17 protein-coding genes are annotated in these 15,849 nt (G+C 64.7%); 11 read left to right on the forward strand and 6 right to left on the reverse strand.

Features of this window, described 5'->3' with window-relative positions; all coding sequences use genetic code 11:
- Positions 1-138: 138 nt before the first annotated feature.
- Together MU558_RS17615 and MU558_RS17620 are read right to left on the reverse strand one after the other, a co-directional pair.
- Positions 139-1,821: an acyl-CoA mutase large subunit family protein gene (locus tag MU558_RS17615; RefSeq protein WP_246970079.1), complete on the reverse strand. Its 1,683-nt coding sequence runs from the start codon at positions 1,819-1,821 to the stop codon at positions 139-141.
- Between the two features lie 113 nt (positions 1,822-1,934).
- Positions 1,935-2,258 carry a DUF7967 family protein gene (locus MU558_RS17620; RefSeq protein WP_246970082.1) on the reverse strand — a complete coding sequence of 108 codons (324 nt, stop codon included), beginning with the start codon at positions 2,256-2,258 and terminating at the stop codon, positions 1,935-1,937.
- Between the two features lie 56 nt (positions 2,259-2,314).
- On the opposite strand from MU558_RS17620, the gene MU558_RS17625 reads away from it, so the two are divergent.
- Positions 2,315-2,551: a DUF8142 family protein gene (locus tag MU558_RS17625; protein ID WP_246970085.1), complete on the forward strand. Its 237-nt coding sequence runs from the start codon at positions 2,315-2,317 to the stop codon at positions 2,549-2,551.
- A gap of 14 nt (positions 2,552-2,565) precedes the next feature.
- Here the strand turns inward: MU558_RS17625 and MU558_RS17630 are convergent, their stop codons facing one another.
- Positions 2,566-3,150, reverse strand: coding sequence for a GNAT family N-acetyltransferase (locus MU558_RS17630; RefSeq protein WP_246970103.1), 585 nt, complete (start codon positions 3,148-3,150; stop codon positions 2,566-2,568).
- A 201-nt stretch (positions 3,151-3,351) separates the two neighbouring features.
- Between MU558_RS17630 and MU558_RS17635 the strand changes: the two genes are divergently transcribed.
- Positions 3,352-5,355, forward strand: coding sequence for an AMP-binding protein (locus MU558_RS17635; RefSeq protein ID WP_246970106.1), 2,004 nt, complete (start codon positions 3,352-3,354; stop codon positions 5,353-5,355).
- 5 nt (positions 5,356-5,360) lie between these two features.
- Here the strand turns inward: MU558_RS17635 and MU558_RS17640 are convergent, their stop codons facing one another.
- Positions 5,361-6,599: an MFS transporter gene (locus MU558_RS17640; RefSeq protein ID WP_246970109.1), complete on the reverse strand. Its 1,239-nt coding sequence runs from the start codon at positions 6,597-6,599 to the stop codon at positions 5,361-5,363.
- Between the two features lie 184 nt (positions 6,600-6,783).
- On the opposite strand from MU558_RS17640, the gene MU558_RS17645 reads away from it, so the two are divergent.
- The 3 genes from MU558_RS17645 to MU558_RS17655 all read left to right on the forward strand — a co-directional run bounded on the left by MU558_RS17645 (position 6,784) and on the right by MU558_RS17655 (position 10,592).
- Positions 6,784-8,130 (forward strand): short-chain fatty acid transporter, encoded by a 1,347-nt coding sequence (locus MU558_RS17645; protein ID WP_377071384.1) that lies wholly within the window; start codon positions 6,784-6,786, stop codon positions 8,128-8,130.
- A gap of 253 nt (positions 8,131-8,383) precedes the next feature.
- Positions 8,384-9,358 carry a radical SAM protein gene (locus tag MU558_RS17650; protein ID WP_246970112.1) on the forward strand — a complete coding sequence of 325 codons (975 nt, stop codon included), beginning with the start codon at positions 8,384-8,386 and terminating at the stop codon, positions 9,356-9,358.
- A 364-nt stretch (positions 9,359-9,722) separates the two neighbouring features.
- Positions 9,723-10,592, forward strand: a complete 870-nt coding sequence (locus MU558_RS17655; RefSeq protein ID WP_246970115.1) for an alpha/beta fold hydrolase — start codon at positions 9,723-9,725, stop codon at positions 10,590-10,592.
- Between the two features lie 120 nt (positions 10,593-10,712).
- On the opposite strand, the gene MU558_RS17660 is transcribed toward MU558_RS17655, so the two are convergent.
- Positions 10,713-11,393 carry a carbonic anhydrase gene (locus MU558_RS17660; RefSeq protein WP_246970131.1) on the reverse strand — a complete coding sequence of 227 codons (681 nt, stop codon included), beginning with the start codon at positions 11,391-11,393 and terminating at the stop codon, positions 10,713-10,715.
- A 267-nt stretch (positions 11,394-11,660) separates the two neighbouring features.
- Here MU558_RS17660 and MU558_RS17665 point away from each other — a divergent pair, with 267 nt between their 5' ends.
- The 3 genes from MU558_RS17665 to MU558_RS17675 all read left to right on the forward strand — a co-directional run bounded on the left by MU558_RS17665 (position 11,661) and on the right by MU558_RS17675 (position 13,165).
- A complete protein-coding gene (locus MU558_RS17665) occupies positions 11,661-12,053 on the forward strand; it encodes a cupin domain-containing protein (protein ID WP_246970146.1) in 393 nt (130 codons plus the stop codon).
- Positions 12,046-12,249 carry a hypothetical protein gene (locus MU558_RS17670; RefSeq protein ID WP_246970149.1) on the forward strand — a complete coding sequence of 68 codons (204 nt, stop codon included), beginning with the start codon at positions 12,046-12,048 and terminating at the stop codon, positions 12,247-12,249. The genes MU558_RS17665 and MU558_RS17670 overlap by 8 nt, the downstream gene beginning before the upstream one ends.
- Before the next feature lie 76 nt (positions 12,250-12,325).
- Complete coding sequence (locus MU558_RS17675) at positions 12,326-13,165, forward strand: helix-turn-helix transcriptional regulator (protein WP_246970152.1); 840 nt, start codon at positions 12,326-12,328, stop codon at positions 13,163-13,165.
- A gap of 46 nt (positions 13,166-13,211) precedes the next feature.
- On the opposite strand, the gene MU558_RS17680 is transcribed toward MU558_RS17675, so the two are convergent.
- A complete protein-coding gene (locus tag MU558_RS17680; RefSeq protein ID WP_246970155.1) occupies positions 13,212-13,799 on the reverse strand; it encodes a nitrous oxide reductase accessory protein NosL in 588 nt (195 codons plus the stop codon).
- 114 nt (positions 13,800-13,913) lie between these two features.
- On the opposite strand from MU558_RS17680, the gene MU558_RS17685 reads away from it, so the two are divergent.
- The 3 genes from MU558_RS17685 to MU558_RS17695 all read left to right on the forward strand — a co-directional run bounded on the left by MU558_RS17685 (position 13,914) and on the right by MU558_RS17695 (position 15,827).
- Positions 13,914-14,594: an SCO family protein gene (locus MU558_RS17685; protein ID WP_246970158.1), complete on the forward strand. Its 681-nt coding sequence runs from the start codon at positions 13,914-13,916 to the stop codon at positions 14,592-14,594.
- Positions 14,591-15,412, forward strand: coding sequence for a sulfite exporter TauE/SafE family protein (locus MU558_RS17690; protein ID WP_246970161.1), 822 nt, complete (start codon positions 14,591-14,593; stop codon positions 15,410-15,412). Before MU558_RS17685 ends, MU558_RS17690 begins: the two co-directional genes overlap by 4 nt.
- Positions 15,413-15,506: 94 nt before the next feature.
- The gene (locus MU558_RS17695) at positions 15,507-15,827 is read left to right on the forward strand and encodes a DUF7967 family protein (RefSeq protein ID WP_246970164.1); all 321 of its coding nucleotides are present in this window, start codon (positions 15,507-15,509) and stop codon (positions 15,825-15,827) included.
- Positions 15,828-15,849: the final 22 nt, after the last annotated feature.

Below are 15,849 nucleotides of genomic sequence, written 5' to 3' on the forward strand. Positions count from 1 at the left end.
TCGACGACTACTCGAGTCGACGCCGGAGACGGGCCGTCGCCGATCGGTCGACCCTCATACGGGCCGCTGTAGGTCAAGTACCGGGGCAACCGCGGACCGTCCTGTGGCTGTCCCAAGACACAGTTACAGCAGACCGTATCAGATCGCGCTGCCCGGCTGGTACTCGCCGAACTCCTCGCGCAGGACGTTACAGATCTCGCCGACGGTCGCGTACGCCTTCACCGCGTCGACGATGTGCGGCATGAGGTTGTCGTCGCCGCGGGCCGCCTCGCGCAGCGCCTCGAGTTTCGCCTCGGCTTCTTCGCTGTCGCGGTCCGCCCGGACGGACTCGAGGCGGTCGATCTGGCGCTGTTCGTCCTCCTCGGTGACTTCCTCGATGTCCATCTCCGGTTCCTCGTCGACCTCGAACTCGTTGACGCCGACGATGATCCGCTCTCGCTCTTCGATCTCGCGCTGGCGGTCGAAGGCGGTGTCCTGGATCTGTCGCTGGACCCACTGCTGTTCGACGGCCTCGAGCATGCCGCCTTTCTCGTCGACCTGTTCCAGGAGGTCGTAGGCCTCCTGTTCGACCTCGTCGGTGAGGCTCTCGACGTAGTAGCTTCCGGCAAGCGGGTCGATGGTGTCGGCCGCGCCGGACTCGTGGGCGAGGATCTGCTGGGTACGCAGGGCGGTGCGGACGGACTCCTCGGTCGGCAAGGCGAGCGCTTCGTCTTTCCCGTTGGTGTGCAGGCTCTGGGTGCCGCCAAGAACCGCGGCGAGCGCCTGGTAGGCGACGCGGACGACGTTGTTCTCGATCTGCTGGGCGGTCAGCGTCGAGCCCGCAGTCTGGGTGTGGAACTTGAGTTGCTTCGACTTCGGGTCGTCGGCGTCGAAGCGTTCGTCCATGATGTCGTGCCACATCCGACGGGCGGCGCGGAACTTCGCGACCTCCTCGAAGATGTTGTTGTGGCCGTTGAAGAAGAAAGACAGTTGCGGAGCGAAGTCGTCGACGTCGAGTCCGGCGTCGATGGCAGCCTCGACGTACTCGATGCCGTTACCGAGCGTGAATGCGAGTTCCTGGGCTGCGGTCGAACCGGCCTCGCGGATGTGATACCCCGAGATCGAGATCGTGTTGAACTTCGGCGTCTCCTCGGCGCAGAACTCGAAGATGTCCGTGATGATCCGCATCGACGGCTCCGGCGGGTAGATGTAGGTGTTACGGGCGATGTACTCCTTGAGCAGGTCGTTCTGGATCGTCCCGCGCAGTTCCTCGCGGTCGACGCCCTGGCGGTCGCCGACAGCGATGTACATCGCGAGTAAGACGGACGCGGGCGCGTTGATCGTCATCGACGTCGACACCTCGTCGAGCGGGATGCCGTCGAAGACGGTCTCCATGTCTTCGAGCGAGTCGATCGCGACGCCAGCGCGGCCGACCTCACCCGCAGACATGTCGGCGTCGGAGTCGTAGCCCATCTGGGTCGGCAGGTCGAAGGCCATCGAGAGGCCGGTCTGGCCCTGGTCGAGCAGGTAGTGGTAGCGCTCGTTGGTGTCTTCGGGCGTCGAGAAGCCGGCGTACTGGCGCATCGTCCACAGCCGGCCGCGATAGCCCGTCGAGTACACCCCGCGGGTGTACGGCTCCTCGCCGGGGAACCCGAGGTCCTCCTGGTACTCGACGTCTTCCACGTCCGCCGGCGTGTAGAGCCGATCGACCTCCTGGCCACCCGTGTCCGTCGTGAACGTCTCCTTGCGCTCGCCGAAGCGTTCGACGACCGGCTCGACTTGCTCGCGTTCCCACTCCTCTTTCCCCTCGCGGATTTCCTCGAGCTCGTCGGAATCGAACATTATCGAAAGCGAAGGTCCGGGCCATTTTAAACGTTGTCGAGCACCCGCTATCCTGCGATTCGAGGAGAATACAACTACGTATCGAAGAAATGTTCTCCCCCTCGAGGAGGCGATCAGATCGCGTCGTCGGGGTCGTGTTTCGCCGCCACCCTCGAGGCTTCGGCTGCGTACTGCGCTCGCGTCTCGGGATCGTCGACGGTACCGAGCGAGTTACGTGGGACGAGCAGACTCGCTTTCGTCTCCCGCGTCGCGCCAGTGAAACTCGTAAGCGCGCGCTCGCGACGGTGATAGCGCTCGCCGTCCTCGGTCGCGTAGACGAGGATGACGATGTTGAGTTCGTCGTCGGAGTACGTGCGCTCGACGAGCCAGACGCGCACGCGGTCGTCGCTCGAGTCGGCCGCCTTCGAATCGTCAGCCGTGGAGGTATCGTCGGTCACGACAGTCACCAGTACGTGCCCGGACGTTTTTGCGTTTGTCCGTCGAGGGAGTGGACGTGACCACGCCGCTGCCAACGGAGAGCGAGGCGACGAACCGTCGACGAGCCGCACTTTTCGTCTCGCCGTTTCTCGCCGTCGGCCTCGTGAATCTCGCGGCGCTGCTCGGGTGGGGGATGGACCCGCTGTGGGCGTTCGCGATTCTGCCGCCGATCCTCTTTTTCACCGTCCTCGGCTGGATCGCGTTTCGAACTGGAGTCGGCGACCGTCCGGCGACGGGTGACGGCGGGCAGTAACGGCGTCGGGACGGCTACCTGCCAGTGTCGTACTTGTAGGTCGCCGTCTCCGGGTCGATTCCGAAGTCCTCGGGCGTCTCGTCGTCGTCTTCTCCGTCGTCGTGCTCGCTCGCCCGTTTGAACGCCTCGCGGAGCTGCTCGGGCATCCGGAACCGCCCCACCTCGATGCGAGCGGGAACCGCCTCTGGATCCGTCCGTTCGCGTTTCTCCTCGAGGCGTTCGGCGAGTGGCTCCGGCAACTGTGACTCGTCGATGCGCCGGAAGCCAAACTGCGCGAGGTACCGCGTCTCGCTCGTGAGCGCGTAGACGTGCTCGAATCTCTCGTCGCCGGCGTACTCGAGCAAGCGTTCGATGACGTGTGCGCCGACGCCCTGGCCGCGCCAGTTCTCGAGGACGCCGATGCTCGTCAACTCGCAGACGTCGTCGCCGTCGTCGACTTTGTGGATGCGGATGCGGCCAAAGCCCGCTTTCGCACCGGAGTCTTCGTCGATCGCGACGACGTAGTCGCGCGAGCGGAACGCCGTGTCGTCGAGCCCCATCGCCTCGATCTGCTCGAGAAGCCAGACCTCCTCTCTGTTTTTCGCGTCCCGCACGTACATGATTCGAGGTAGGCGATCCGCGGCCAAAAGCGTTTGTGGGAGGAAACAGCGCGGGGACCAAGCGCGGGGACCACAGCACGACGGAACGGCGTCGACGGCGACGCTCTCGGAGCGAACTCGTGCTCGAGCGGTGGCGTCCGATCGCGTGTGATCGCTGGACGGAACGTTCTTTGTATGTGAGGATAAAACGTGACAGTGACCATGGAACACGAGCTGATCGACGAGGTGGTCCACGAGCCGTCCCGGGAGTTCGTCGAGTCGACGAACGTCTACGCGTTCATGGAGGAGCACGGCATCGACGACTACGACGAACTGATCGAACGGACCACGACGGACCTCGGCGACGGGGAGAGCGGCGTCGACTGGTTCTGGGACGAACTGGTCGACTACCTCGACGTCGAGTTCTACGAGGAGTACGACGCCGTTCGCGACGATAGCGAGGGCCCGAAGTTCACCGACTGGTACCCCGGCGGTGAGATCAACGTCGCGCACAACGTCCTCGACCGACACGCCGACCTCGAGTCGGAGACGCGCAACAGGGTCGCCACGATCTGGGAGGGCGAAGACGGGGAGATCCGGGAGGTGACCTACCACGAACTCCACCGTCAGGCCAACAGAGTCGCGAACGCACTCGAGAAGCGCGGCATCGAGACGGGCGACACCGTCGGACTCTACATGCCGATGGTGCCCGAGGTCGTCTCGATCCTCTATGGCTGTTTCAAGGTCGGTGCGATCGCGGTGCCGATCTTCTCGGGGTTCGGCGTCGAGGCCACCGCGACCCGGATCGAGGACAGCGAGTGTTCGGTGCTCTTTACCGGCGACGGCTTCTACCGCCGGGGCGACCCCGTCGTCCTCAAGGACGCGGCCGACGAGGCGATCGAGGAGGCAGGTCACGTCGAGCACACGATCGTCTTCGACCGGCTGGGTGCCAGTGACGACGACTCTGACGTCGAGGTGCCCTGGACCGACGAGCGCGACGAGTGGTGGGACGACGCGGTCGAGTCTCGAGACGACGACTACGAGACGAAGTCCCTGCCGTCGGACCAGGAGTCGATGCTGCTGTACTCCTCGGGGACGACGGGCAAGCCGAAGGGAATCGTCCACACGCACGCGGGCGCGCTGATGCAGTGTGCCAAGGAACTGCATTTCGGCTTCGACGTCAAGCCAGCCGACCGTTTTTTCTGGGTGTCGGACATCGGCTGGATGATGGGTCCCTGGACGCTCATCGGGAACCACACCTTCGGCGGCACCGTCTTCATGTACGAGGGCGCGCCCGACTACCCACAGCCCGACCGGTTCTGGGAGATGATCGACCGCCACGCGATTACCCAGTTTGGCATCTCGCCCACCGCCATCCGCGCGCTGCGAAAACACGGAAACGAGTGGCTCGAGGGCCACGACCTCTCGAGTCTGCGGATCCTCGGCTCGACCGGCGAGCCGTGGGACCCCGAGTCCTGGCTGTGGTTCTACGAGAACGTCGGCGGGAGCGAGGCACCGATCGTCAACATCTCCGGCGGGACGGAGATCTGTGGCTGTTTCCTGATGCCGATGCCGACCGAGCCGCTCAAGCCCTGCACGCTCGGCGGCCCCGGACTGGGCATGGACATCGACATCGTCGACTCCTCGGGCGAGTCGATCGTCGACACGCACGAACGTGGCTTCCTCGTCGCGCGTGACTCCTGTCCCTCGATGACCAAGTCGCTGTGGAGCGGCGACGAACGCTACCTCGAGGAGTACTGGTCTTCCTGGGAGAATCTCTGGGACCACGGCGACTGGGCCCAGAAGGACGAGGACGGCTTCTGGTTCCTCCACGGCCGGGCTGACGACGCCCTGAACGTCGCGGGACGGAAGGTCGGCCCCGCCGAGATCGAGGGCGTGCTGATCGACCACGAGTCGGTCAACCAGGCCGCCGCCGTCGGCGTTCCCGACGACACGACGGGGACCGCGGTCGTCGCCTACGTCATCCTGGAGGAGGGCGCGGAGGAATCCGACGAACTCCGCGAGGAACTGCGCGAGCAGATCGGTGAGGAACACGGCAAACCGTTCCGCCCCCGCGAGATCCTCTTCGTCGACGAGTTCCCCAAGACCCAGTCGGGCAAGATCATCCGTCGGGCCATCGAGGCCGCCTACACCGGTGAGGACCTGGGTGATCTCTCGAGTCTCGAGAATCCGGCAGCGTTAGAGGCACTCGAGGAGGCGACGTAGACGGCTCACTCGTCCCGTGCGAGTCGGCCGGCGGCAGCGACACAGCCTGCACCAAGCAGTCCCAGGACGCCTGCGACGGTGAACGCCGGCGTGTACGTCCCCAGGTAATCGTAGCTAAGTCCCGCAAGCGGCGGCGCGACGAGTCCCGAGACGGCGAACGACAGCGAGACGAGTCCGAAGACGGCGTTCGCGTTCTCCGTGCCGAACAGATCGGCCGAAAGCGGCGAGAGCAACGCACCGTTTCCGCCGTAAGCTGTGCCGAAGACGACCGCGAACGCGAACAGGCCGGGCGGACTCGAGAGGGCTGGCAACGCGAGCGTCGCCACGCTCATGCCGACCGAACACGTCACGAACGTCCGCACACGCCCGACGCGGTCGGACGCGAACCCGATCGCCAGCCGTGCCACGGTCGTCGCCGCGCCGATCGCGGCGAGTGCGAGCGCGCCGGTCCGTTCGCTCATCCCGAGGTCGGTCGCGTGGGCGACCAGATGGACGAACGTCACGTAGAGCGTCCCGAAGATCAGGATCCAGCCCGCGAACACGAGCAGGAACGCGGGGCTAGTCGCGACGTCTATCACCTCTCGAAGTTGCTCGCGCCAGCTTCTCGTGGCCCGTCGCGACGACGAGTCGGCGTGAGGAAACTCGAGCGTCGGATCGACGCCGCGACTGCGCGGGCTGTCCGCGACGACGACGGTCGCCAGCGCGAGCGCGGCCACCATCACGCCGACGAGCGCGAGGTAGGCCTCGCGCCAGCCGTGCCGGGTGATCAGGGTCGTCGCGACCGGCGCGATCACGACCATGCCGATCCCCAGTCCGGAGGTGGCGACGCCGCTTGCGAACCCTCGACGGCGGCCGAACCACCGCGGAATCGTCGCGTAGGAGACGACGTAGACGAGCCCCAGGCCGAGCGCGGCGACGACGCCGTAGGCGGCGACGAGCGCCGTCGGCGAGGTCGCACGGCTCGTCCACAGCAACCCGACGCCGAAGAGAGCGACGCCGACCGCCATCAGCCGTCGTACCCCGTACCGATCCGCGAGTCCGCCGAGCAGTGCCGCCCCGACGTAGAGCACGAGCGTCTGCACCGAGAACACGAGCGACGTGACGCCGCGAGAGAGGCCGAACTCGGCGATCAGCGGCTCGAGGAACACGCCGAACGAGTAGGAGACGCCGAAGACGACGAACGAGCCGACGAAACAGGCACCGACGACGACCCAGCCGTAGTAGACGTCGTGCTCGAGTCCCATGGTTTCGCACTTCGGTACGGTCCAGATAACATAAATATTTAATATAGGTCAGCGAGTCGCATGGGCTATGGCAGCACGCAACGATGAATCTGGATCGGACGGCGGTCGGCCGGACGGTCCGCTGTCGGAAGCGGGGATATTCGAGCGAATGGGGAAGCGACTCGCGGACGTCGTCGAGCGGTGGATGCCGAGTCCGTTCCTGTTCGCGATCATCCTCTCGTACGTGGTCTTCGTCGCGGGGGTCGTTCTCGAGGGGGCTGGACCTGGCGAGATGGTGCTGTTCTGGTACGACGGCTTCTGGGCGTTCCTCGCGTTCGCAATGCAGATGACCCTCATCCTGATGACGGGATTTGTCATCGCCTACCACCCGCGCGTGAACGACCTCCTCGTGCGACTGACCCGGATACCGAGCGACGGCCGGCAGGCGGTCGTCCTCGTCGGCGTGTTCTCGATGGCGATCGCGTGGATCCACTGGGGCTTTAGCCTCATCCTCGGGGCGATCTTCGCCCGCGAGATGGGCAAGACTGCGCGCCAAAACGGCATCGACGTCCACTATCCGCTGCTGTGTGTCGCCGGCTACATGGGCCTCGGCCTGACCTGGCACTGGGGGCTGTCGGCGTCGGCACCGCTGGTTCTCAACACGCCCGGAAACGACTTCGTCGAGGCGGGAGTCGTCGACGGGATCGTCCCCGCGAGCGCGACGATCTTTAGCCCGTACGCGCTCGCACTGACGGTCCTGTCGATCGCGTTCGCGGCGGTGATGCTCGCCCTTCTCGCCCCCGGTTCCGGGCGTGCCCGCGGGATCGGGGAGTTCGTCCCGGACGAGCAGTTGGCCGACGCCGGCACCGTCGGCCAGACCGGCGTCGCGGCCGACGGCGGTGCCGGCGAGCGGACGACCCGGATGCCCGCCGAGACGATCGACAACAGCAAACTGCTCGGCTTCCTGATCGCTGCCGGCGGCGTGGCCGTCGTCGGCTACACGCTCGCGACGCAGGGTCTCGACGGCTGGAATCTCGACCTGGTGAACTTTGCGTTCCTGTTTGCCGGCCTGTTGATCTACCTCCGACCGGCGGTCTACCGCGAGCGGTTCGGCGAAGCCGCCGAGGCCGCGGCGGGAATCATCCTGCTGTTCCCGTTCTTCGCTGGCATCCAGGGGATGATGAACGCCTCCGGGCTCTCCGAGTCGATCGCCGAGGGGCTGTTCGCGATCTCGACGCCCGAGACGTTCCCGATCGTCGCCTGGCTCGCGGGCGCGATCGTCAACCTGTTCGTCCCCTCCGGCGGCGGCGAGTGGATCGTCGTCGGCCCCTCGGTCCTCGGCGCCGCCGAGGAACTCGGCGTCCCGTTCGGCCAGGCCACGATCGCCTACGCCGTCGGCGACGCACACACCAACCTGTTCAACCCGTTCTGGGCGCTCCCGCTGCTCGCGATCACCGGCATCAAAGCGCGCGAGATGTTCGGCTACGCGATCGCGATGATGCTCCTGCTGACGCCGTTTCTCGCGGTGGCGCTGGTCCTCGTCCCGTACTGAGGGCGGGCCAGCGCCGACTCGAGGCACCCGAGGCCGCCGAAATCGCTGCCGCCGATCTCGTCACCTCGCACTGGCCGGACGACCTCCGCGTCGGTCGATCGTCGCGATCGATCGTACCGTCCGCGGTCGACGGCTCTCCAGTTCGTTTTCGCTCGTCTACGACCGGTTGCGAGTACCGAGTCCAGTTTCCTCGGGGCACCATCGACGAGCCTCCCGACGACAGAGGTATGCCATCTCGTCACGAGGGTTGTCCATGAGCGTCGAACCCACCAATCCGACGCCGAACTATCGGCAGTTGTCCGACGACACCTTCGACCGGCGGATCGACGACCTCCGGGAGCGGTACGCCGACTGCGACCTCTGTGCCTACGAGTGTCACGTCGATCGGACCGCCGGACGGGAAGGGACGTGCCAGGTCGACGACACTGCCTACGTCTCCTCGTACTTCCCGCACTTCGGCGAGGAAGACTGCCTGCGGGGTCACAACGGGAGCGGTACGATCTTTCTCGCGAACTGCAACATGAAGTGCGTGTTCTGCCAGAACTTCGAGACCAGCCACGAGGCCGACGGCGACCCCGCCACGGCCGCAGAGATCGCCGAGATGGCCCTCGAACTCGAGACACGGGGCTGTCACAACGTCAACTTCGTCTCGCCGACCCATCACTCACCACACCTCGTGGAGGCGGTCAAGATCGCGAGGGATCGTGGCCTCGACCTCCCGATCGTGTGGAACTGCGGCGGCTACGAGCGGCGGGAGATTATCGAGCAACTCGAGGGGATCGTCGACGTCTACATGCCGGACGTGAAGTGGGCCGACGACGAGTCGGCGGCGACGTACTCGAAAGCCCCGAATTACTGGTCGAACGTCACTGACTCGCTCGAGGAGATGCACCGGCAGGTGGGTGACCTTCGGATAGACGACACCGGGCTGGCGACCGGCGGCCTCCTCGTGCGCCACCTCGTGATGCCGAATCACGTCGCAGACGCGAAACGGATCGTCGAGTTCGTCGCCGAGGAGATCTCCGAGCGGACGTTCGTGGATCTCATGGCCCAGTACCAGCCGTATTACAGGGCCAGAACCGAGGACGTCTACGAGGAGATCAACCGCCGGATCACCCGGGAAGAGTACGAGGACGTGGTGGCCGCGGCTCGAGACGCGGGACTCGAACGACTCTCCCTCGACCAGTCGATGCTCTCGGACCGATCGGAGCTCACCGACCTGTTTTGAATCCCGACTGGATGACCGAATTCGTGTCCGTCTCGGGATTGGTCCGGATGTCGTGTGTGCGTCCGAACGGGCAGACGAGATCTGGCACAGACGGGTAACTCTCGAACTCGACAGCGACGAGCGCGGGTTCGGCGCGGCGGTCACAGTCGAGGGCGTCACCGCACTCGTGGGCGCTTCCGACAGCGGCCCGATCCGGACGGTACACGCGTACGAGTCGGCTTTTGCTCGTTCGCTCCTCGAAGACGGGACTCAGCGCCCTGCTTGGTTCTCAAACTGGTCTCACTGGACGGTGTGGATATCCACGAATCGAACGCATTTGTGAGCGCGTACCAACCTTTAGTAACTCACGAGTGGGTCGTTCGGTATGTTTGAGGGCTTCGAGGAGACGCGTATCGACGTCGGTCAGGCAGAAATTCATCTCCGCCAGGGCGGTGACGGCCCCCCGTTGCTGTTGCTTCACGGATACCCGCAGACGCACGTGAACTGGCACAAGATCGCACCGGAGTTGGCCGAGAACTACACGGTCGTGACGCCCGACCTCCGCGGATACGGCGACAGTAGAGGGCCGTCCGATCCCGAGACGAGACAGTACACCAATCGGGAGATGGCCGAGGATATGGTCGCAGTCATGACATCGATGGGATTTGATGAGTATCGTATCGTCGGCCACGACCGCGGCGCTCGCGTCGGCTACCGATTCGCACTCGACCATCCGGATCGGGTGGAGAAGCTGGCGGTGCTCGACATCATCCCGACGCTCGAAACGGTCGAACGAATGGACTACGAATACGCCTACGCGATGTATCACTGGCTGTTCCTGGCCCAGCCACATCCGATCCCGGAGACGTTGCTCGCCAACGAGCCGGCTTTCTACGTCGACCACTTGATAGACAACTGGGCAGCGTATCCCGACCACCTCGATCCAGAGGCGATAGCCGAGTACCAACGCTGTTTCGAGGACGAACGCGTCATCCGGGCGAGTTGCGAAGACTACCGGGCCGGGCTGAGCGTCGACCTCGAACACGATCTGTCCTCGCGCGCGGCTGGCGACCGAATCGAGTGTCCGGTGCTGGCGCTGTGGGGCGACGCCTCGGGGACCGTCGATTTCGATCCGCTGGAAGTCTGGGAAGAGTGGGCGACGTCGGTCCGCGGACGGGGATTGCCATGTGGCCACTTCGTGATGGAGGAAGCGCCCGACGCGACACTCGCGGAACTCGAGCCGTTCCTGGCGTAACACCGACACGGGAGACTGGGAGAGGCTGTCCAGCGGTCGCAGGTTTGGTACTTGACTGGCAAGCAGCTGGGTGGCGCGACCGACATCCATCGGGAACGGGTACGACCGCCGTTGTGACGGTCAATACTCCCAGAGTCGGTCGATCCTCGAGTCGATCGCGGGGTGTTCGTCTCGGAGCGTCTCGACGTCGGTTTCGCCGCCGACGTTGATCACGTGGACTTCGCCGCGACGGTCTCCGTACACGTCCTGGAAATCGTACACGACGCCGACGACGTCGACGTGCTGTGGGACGTCGTCGCTCTCCTCGAGGAACTCGACCTGTCTGTCGACGTTGTACTCGACGAGCCTGTTTATCGCCTCTGTTCGACTCACGTCCGACGGGAGTGCGTCGACGCCGTCCTCGAGGTATGGCTTCAGCAACTCGAGGCAGTGTTCGATGCCGGCGGGTTCGGAGATGCCGCCGGTCAGGTCGTCGTAGGTCGCCGTAACGGCCCCACAGCCGGTGTGTCCGACGACGACGATCGTGTCTGTTTCCGTGTGCTCGACCGGGTAAAGGACGTCTCCGGAGACGACGTCTCCGGCGTCGGTCCGCTGGACGACGCGGTTTCCGATGTTGCCGCAGGTGAAGATCCGTCCCGGCTGGTCGTTTTCCCACATCCGGTCCTGGAGAACACGGGAGTCGGAGCAACAGACGGTGACCACGTCCGGTCGCTGAGAGTCCTGGACGTCATCGAATCGGGACTGAAACTGGCTCGCGTGTTCTGCGTTGTCCTGCAGTAACTCGACGAAAACCTGGTTCATATGCACACAGAGCGAACCTGGAAATATATTTCTTGATACACGCTGTCGTGTTACGAGTCGCTGAACCGCCATGGCGATTTCACCCGGTGAAACGTTTCACCGGATGAGTACACGTTCGCGGGGGGCGTTCGATACGGTACTGGTCGGCAGGGATCGACGTCGGCCAACGCGTCGAGTGGCGCCGCCACCGAGACGCCCCTCGATCGTGCGGCGTCGTGAGTCACTCGCGTAGTGGGTCGATCTCCCGATCAGAACCGGGTGACACCGATGCATCAAGCAAAAGATACGATACCAGCGAAAATCGACACCCCGGCTGCCGTCGCTCGTCAACAGACCGGGTTCGGAACCACACGAGAGTACGGTGAACTCAGCGGAGAATATTTTACGCTGACCGCCGGGACGGACATCACACAACTCCTCGAAGGTCTCGAAGACGACGCGTGCCAGTGTCCACACTGGGGATACGTCCTGGAAGGAGAGCTCACCGTCGGCTATACGGACGGCACCGAGGAAACCGACGTGGCCGGCGATCTCTTCTACTGGCCGCCCGGACACACCGTTCGAGCTGACGAGGATACCGAGATCGTCCTCTTTAGCCCACAGGACGAACACACGACCGTCCTCGAGCATATGCAGACCAAAATGACCGACGATGCGTAACGAGACGGAGCGCCCGTCGTCGAGCGAGCAGCCTCGAGACGTCGACGTTGCTTGCCCGACGTGTGGCCAACAGACGACCGTGTCCGTGTCGGACCATCAGGCCGAGTTACGCGTGCGACCGTACGTCGCGGCCTTCGGCGAGTACACCACCGCCCACTGTTCCGACGGACACAGGTTCTGGATCTACTACTGCTAGTCTCTCTCGCTGTTCTTGACACGGACGTCTCCTCCGAGGTGGAGGACCTATTAGCCGTCCGAGCGTATTGGCACCAATGACCAATGAAATTCGCGACGTCGAATTTTTGGCGCGGTCGGGCCACCGAGTCGCGGTACTCGAGACGCTACGCGAGGCGCCTCGAGATCGTCGCGAGCTGTGCGCTGCGACCGGTGCCTCGAATCCGACGGTCGGGCGGATCATTCGCGACCTCGAGGAACGCGAGTGGATCGTTCGCGACGGTCGACGCTACGAACTGACGCTGCTCGGTGAGTTCGTCACCGACCGATTCGTCGAACTGCGACGGGGGATGGGGACGGCGCGAACGTTGCGAGACGTCTGGCAGTGGCTCCCACACGAGATGGAAGGATTCTCGGTCGGCCTGTTCGCCGATGCCGTCGTCGCCCATCCGGGGCCGCAGTATCCGTACCAGCCCGTCGAACGCGTCACGAAGTTGCTCGAGTCGACCGATACGATTCGTGGCTTTGGAACCACGCTCTACAAGTCCGGCAACCTCGAGGTGTTCTGTCGGCGTATCGTCGACGGGATGGAGGCGGAGTACCTCTACGCGCCACAGATCCTCAGCGCGATCGTGGCGTGGAACGCGGAGCTGACCGCCGAGGCCTTCGCCTGCGAGAACTGCACGATACTGCTCCACGACGAGTTACCCGACGACGATCGGTGCGGACTCAACATCATGGACGAGCGGATCGGCATCTGTGGCCACGATCGCGACTCTGCGCAACTCGAGGCCGTGATCGATACGGCATCACCCGAGGCACGTACGTGGGCGAACGAGGTCTACGAGGCACATCGGCGGACGGCGCGGCCTTTCGACCCGGACGAATTCCGCCACGAGAGCGGTCACGACCGTCTGTTAGGTGTGGAACCCCGATAGAGTCCGGCGCGTACGAAACGCCACGTCGGACCTCGTCTTCGGCGAGTCACATCCCGCCGAGGCTGTCGATCAGTTCGCGCGTGACCTGATCGTGGGTGACGAGTTCGCCGCCGTGCTCGTTGGCGAACGACTCGGCGTCGTCGCGGTCCGAGAACCCGATCAACTCCTCGCCCATCGCGCCGTGGACGTCGCTTCCGACGACCATCGTGATGTCGGTGACGTCGACCTGATTTTCGGCCTCGAGGTGTGCGGAGATGAACGTCACGCCGTCTTCCCCGGACAGTTCCCAGTCGACGATCGAGTAGTCCGTCGCGTAGATGATCGTCGGTTCGTGACCGCGGTCTTCCTGGCCGAACACCCAGGTGTACGTGCAGGTTCCGCTGCAGAACCACGCCGGGCCGTCTCGTCCCTCGGGCAGGTCCTCGTCGTAGAACGCCTGCCCTACGGGACCGGGATGGTGCTCGATGACCATCCCACACTCGTCACAGACCTGCTCGTCGTCGAGCGACACCGGCTCAGGGGCGTCGTCGCCGCCGAGACAGCCGGCGAGGGCGGCCACTCCAGCCACTCCCGTCGCGACGAGAACGTCCCGTCTCGTCGGTCCGGTACCCGCACGAGCTCTCTCTCGAGTCATACCCGTCTTTGGCGCTGCAGTCGTAAAGCGCGTCTGGTGTGAACGCCGAACGGTCCGCCCGTTCGAGAGATGTACCAGACGCCTCTTGAGTCGCCCGTCCCTAGCCGGCAACAAATGCAGCGACGTACGTTCCTTCGCCTGGGAGCTGCCGGCGGAGCCGTGGCCGCGAGCGGCTGTCTCACCTCGCTCGTCGGCGACGACGGCACCGAGAACGTGGTCCTCGGGCCACAAGAGGACCAGCTGGCCGACAGCGAAGACCTCGCCTACCCCGCTTACGGCCAGGCGTTTCCCGACTTCTCGCTTCCCGATCCGCTCGCCGAGACGACGATCGACACTACCGAACTCGAGGACCAGTGTCTGATCACGACGGCATTTTACACGTTCTGTCCAGCCGAGTGCGTCTCGTTGATCAGTACCCTCGCCGGCCTCCAGGCCGAGACGATCGATCGCGACCTCGTCGACGACGTCACCTTCCTCGCGATCTCGTTCGATCCGGAACGCGACACGCCAGCGAAACTCCGGGAGAACGCGGAGATAATGCGCGTCGACCTCGAGGCGGGCAACTGGCACTACCTGCTACCCGAGGAAGTCGAGGAGGCGAGAGCCGTCGTCGACGAGAAACTCGGCATCGCGTTCCAGAAAGACAGCGAGGTCGAAGGCTACGAGTTCTCCCACAACACGCTTACGTTCCTGTCTAACCCCGACGACTACGTCGAACGCGCCTACACGAGCGAACGGCCGGACATCGACAGGATGATCGACGACATCGAAACGGTCCTGTCGAACTGGGAATGATCGTTCCACTCGAGACGTGCGTCACGCCCGACGTCGACCCCTCGATCGGCGCGCAGACGTTCGGCCCTGCCGTGTTCTTCCTGATCGGGCTGTTCGGCGGGGCACACTGTCTGGGCATGTGTGGTCCGCTGGTGACGACGTACGCCGACCGACTGCGCGAGGGCAACGACTCGAGACGCGACGTCGTGACGGTTCGAGCGGTTCGCCAGCACGCCCTGTTCAACCTCGGCCGGACGGCGAGTTACGCGATCCTCGGCGGCCTCTTCGGGCTGGCGGGCTCGCTCGTGTTCGTGACGCCTCGCGACGTCGTCACGGTCGTCGCCGAGGTCCACGCGCTCGCCGGACTGCTCGTCGGGGCGGTGATAATCGCGATGGGCGTCCACTACCTCCTCGGTCGCGGCGTCCTCGGCGGTTCGGTGAGCATCCCGCTGGTCGGATCGGCGCTCGGCCGGGTACAGGCGTGGCTGCTCGCCCGCGTCGACGCCTGGGTCGGCGACGGTCGGATCGCAGGACTCGGGGCGGTACACGGCCTGCTCCCGTGTCCGCTCCTCTATCCGGCGTTCCTCTACGCGTTCGTCCAGGGATCGCCGACCGGCGGCGTCGTCTCGCTCGCCGCACTCGGGGCCGGGACGATCCCGTCGCTGTTCCTGTACGGCACGTTCTTCCAGTCGGTCAGCGTCGAAACCCGGATGCGACTCCACCGCGTGCTCGGCGTGGTGTTCATCGTCCTCGGGTATATCCCGCTCCAGCACGGTCTGGCGGTGCTGGGAATTCCGCTTCCACACCCGTCGATCCCGTACTATCAGCCGATCATGTGATTCGTGTCCCGTCCGACGGCGACGCCGAGACGGCGTTCCCAGCCGACGAGAATCGACGGGCGCGCATTTATTCGACTGCGATCGATCCACGACTATGACCGACGCGTCCGCACGGACGATCGATGCTCCTGAAGCAGACGACGGAGACGTTCGCGTCTGGATGGTCGAGCGGACGTTCTCCGAGGACTCGCCGAACATCCTCGTGATGGTGTACGCGACGCCCGACGGCCGATACTACCTGCAGAAAGAACGCGCGTACAATCGCTTCGGTTCGCGTGGCGCGCCGACGGTCACGGCCGCGATGACCGTCGATGCCGAGCGGTTGGCTGCAGTCGACGACGAGAAGACGGTCGAGCGGTACGCCAGCGAGGCACGCCGTATGCGAGAACGCCACGATCCCGACGACAGCGTCTGAAACCCCTCCGCCGCTCTACTCG

The sequence above is a fragment of the Natribaculum luteum genome (genome assembly GCF_023008545.1).
Taxonomy (GTDB): Archaea; Halobacteriota; Halobacteria; order Halobacteriales; family Natrialbaceae; genus Natribaculum; species Natribaculum luteum.

Bases quoted from the DNA above. Each gene is read 5' to 3' on its own strand.
- MU558_RS17680 (WP_246970155.1), bottom strand. From the start codon at position 13,799: ATGACTCGAGAGAGAGCTCGTGCGGGTACCGGACCGACGAGACGGGAC.
- MU558_RS17690 (WP_246970161.1), top strand. From the start codon at position 14,591: ATGATCGTTCCACTCGAGACGTGCGTCACGCCCGACGTCGACCCCTCG.
- MU558_RS17695 (WP_246970164.1), top strand. From the start codon at position 15,507: ATGACCGACGCGTCCGCACGGACGATCGATGCTCCTGAAGCAGACGAC.
- MU558_RS17685 (WP_246970158.1), top strand. From the start codon at position 13,914: ATGCAGCGACGTACGTTCCTTCGCCTGGGAGCTGCCGGCGGAGCCGTG.
- MU558_RS17615 (WP_246970079.1), bottom strand. From the start codon at position 1,821: ATGTTCGATTCCGACGAGCTCGAGGAAATCCGCGAGGGGAAAGAGGAG.
- MU558_RS17655 (WP_246970115.1), top strand. From the start codon at position 9,723: ATGTTTGAGGGCTTCGAGGAGACGCGTATCGACGTCGGTCAGGCAGAA.
- MU558_RS17640 (WP_246970109.1), bottom strand. From the start codon at position 6,599: ATGGGACTCGAGCACGACGTCTACTACGGCTGGGTCGTCGTCGGTGCC.
- MU558_RS17660 (WP_246970131.1), bottom strand. From the start codon at position 11,393: ATGAACCAGGTTTTCGTCGAGTTACTGCAGGACAACGCAGAACACGCG.
- MU558_RS17675 (WP_246970152.1), top strand. From the start codon at position 12,326: ATGACCAATGAAATTCGCGACGTCGAATTTTTGGCGCGGTCGGGCCAC.
- MU558_RS17670 (WP_246970149.1), top strand. From the start codon at position 12,046: ATGCGTAACGAGACGGAGCGCCCGTCGTCGAGCGAGCAGCCTCGAGAC.
- MU558_RS17645 (WP_377071384.1), top strand. From the start codon at position 6,784: ATGCCGAGTCCGTTCCTGTTCGCGATCATCCTCTCGTACGTGGTCTTC.
- MU558_RS17635 (WP_246970106.1), top strand. From the start codon at position 3,352: ATGGAACACGAGCTGATCGACGAGGTGGTCCACGAGCCGTCCCGGGAG.
- MU558_RS17650 (WP_246970112.1), top strand. From the start codon at position 8,384: ATGAGCGTCGAACCCACCAATCCGACGCCGAACTATCGGCAGTTGTCC.
- MU558_RS17630 (WP_246970103.1), bottom strand. From the start codon at position 3,150: ATGTACGTGCGGGACGCGAAAAACAGAGAGGAGGTCTGGCTTCTCGAG.
- MU558_RS17665 (WP_246970146.1), top strand. From the start codon at position 11,661: ATGCATCAAGCAAAAGATACGATACCAGCGAAAATCGACACCCCGGCT.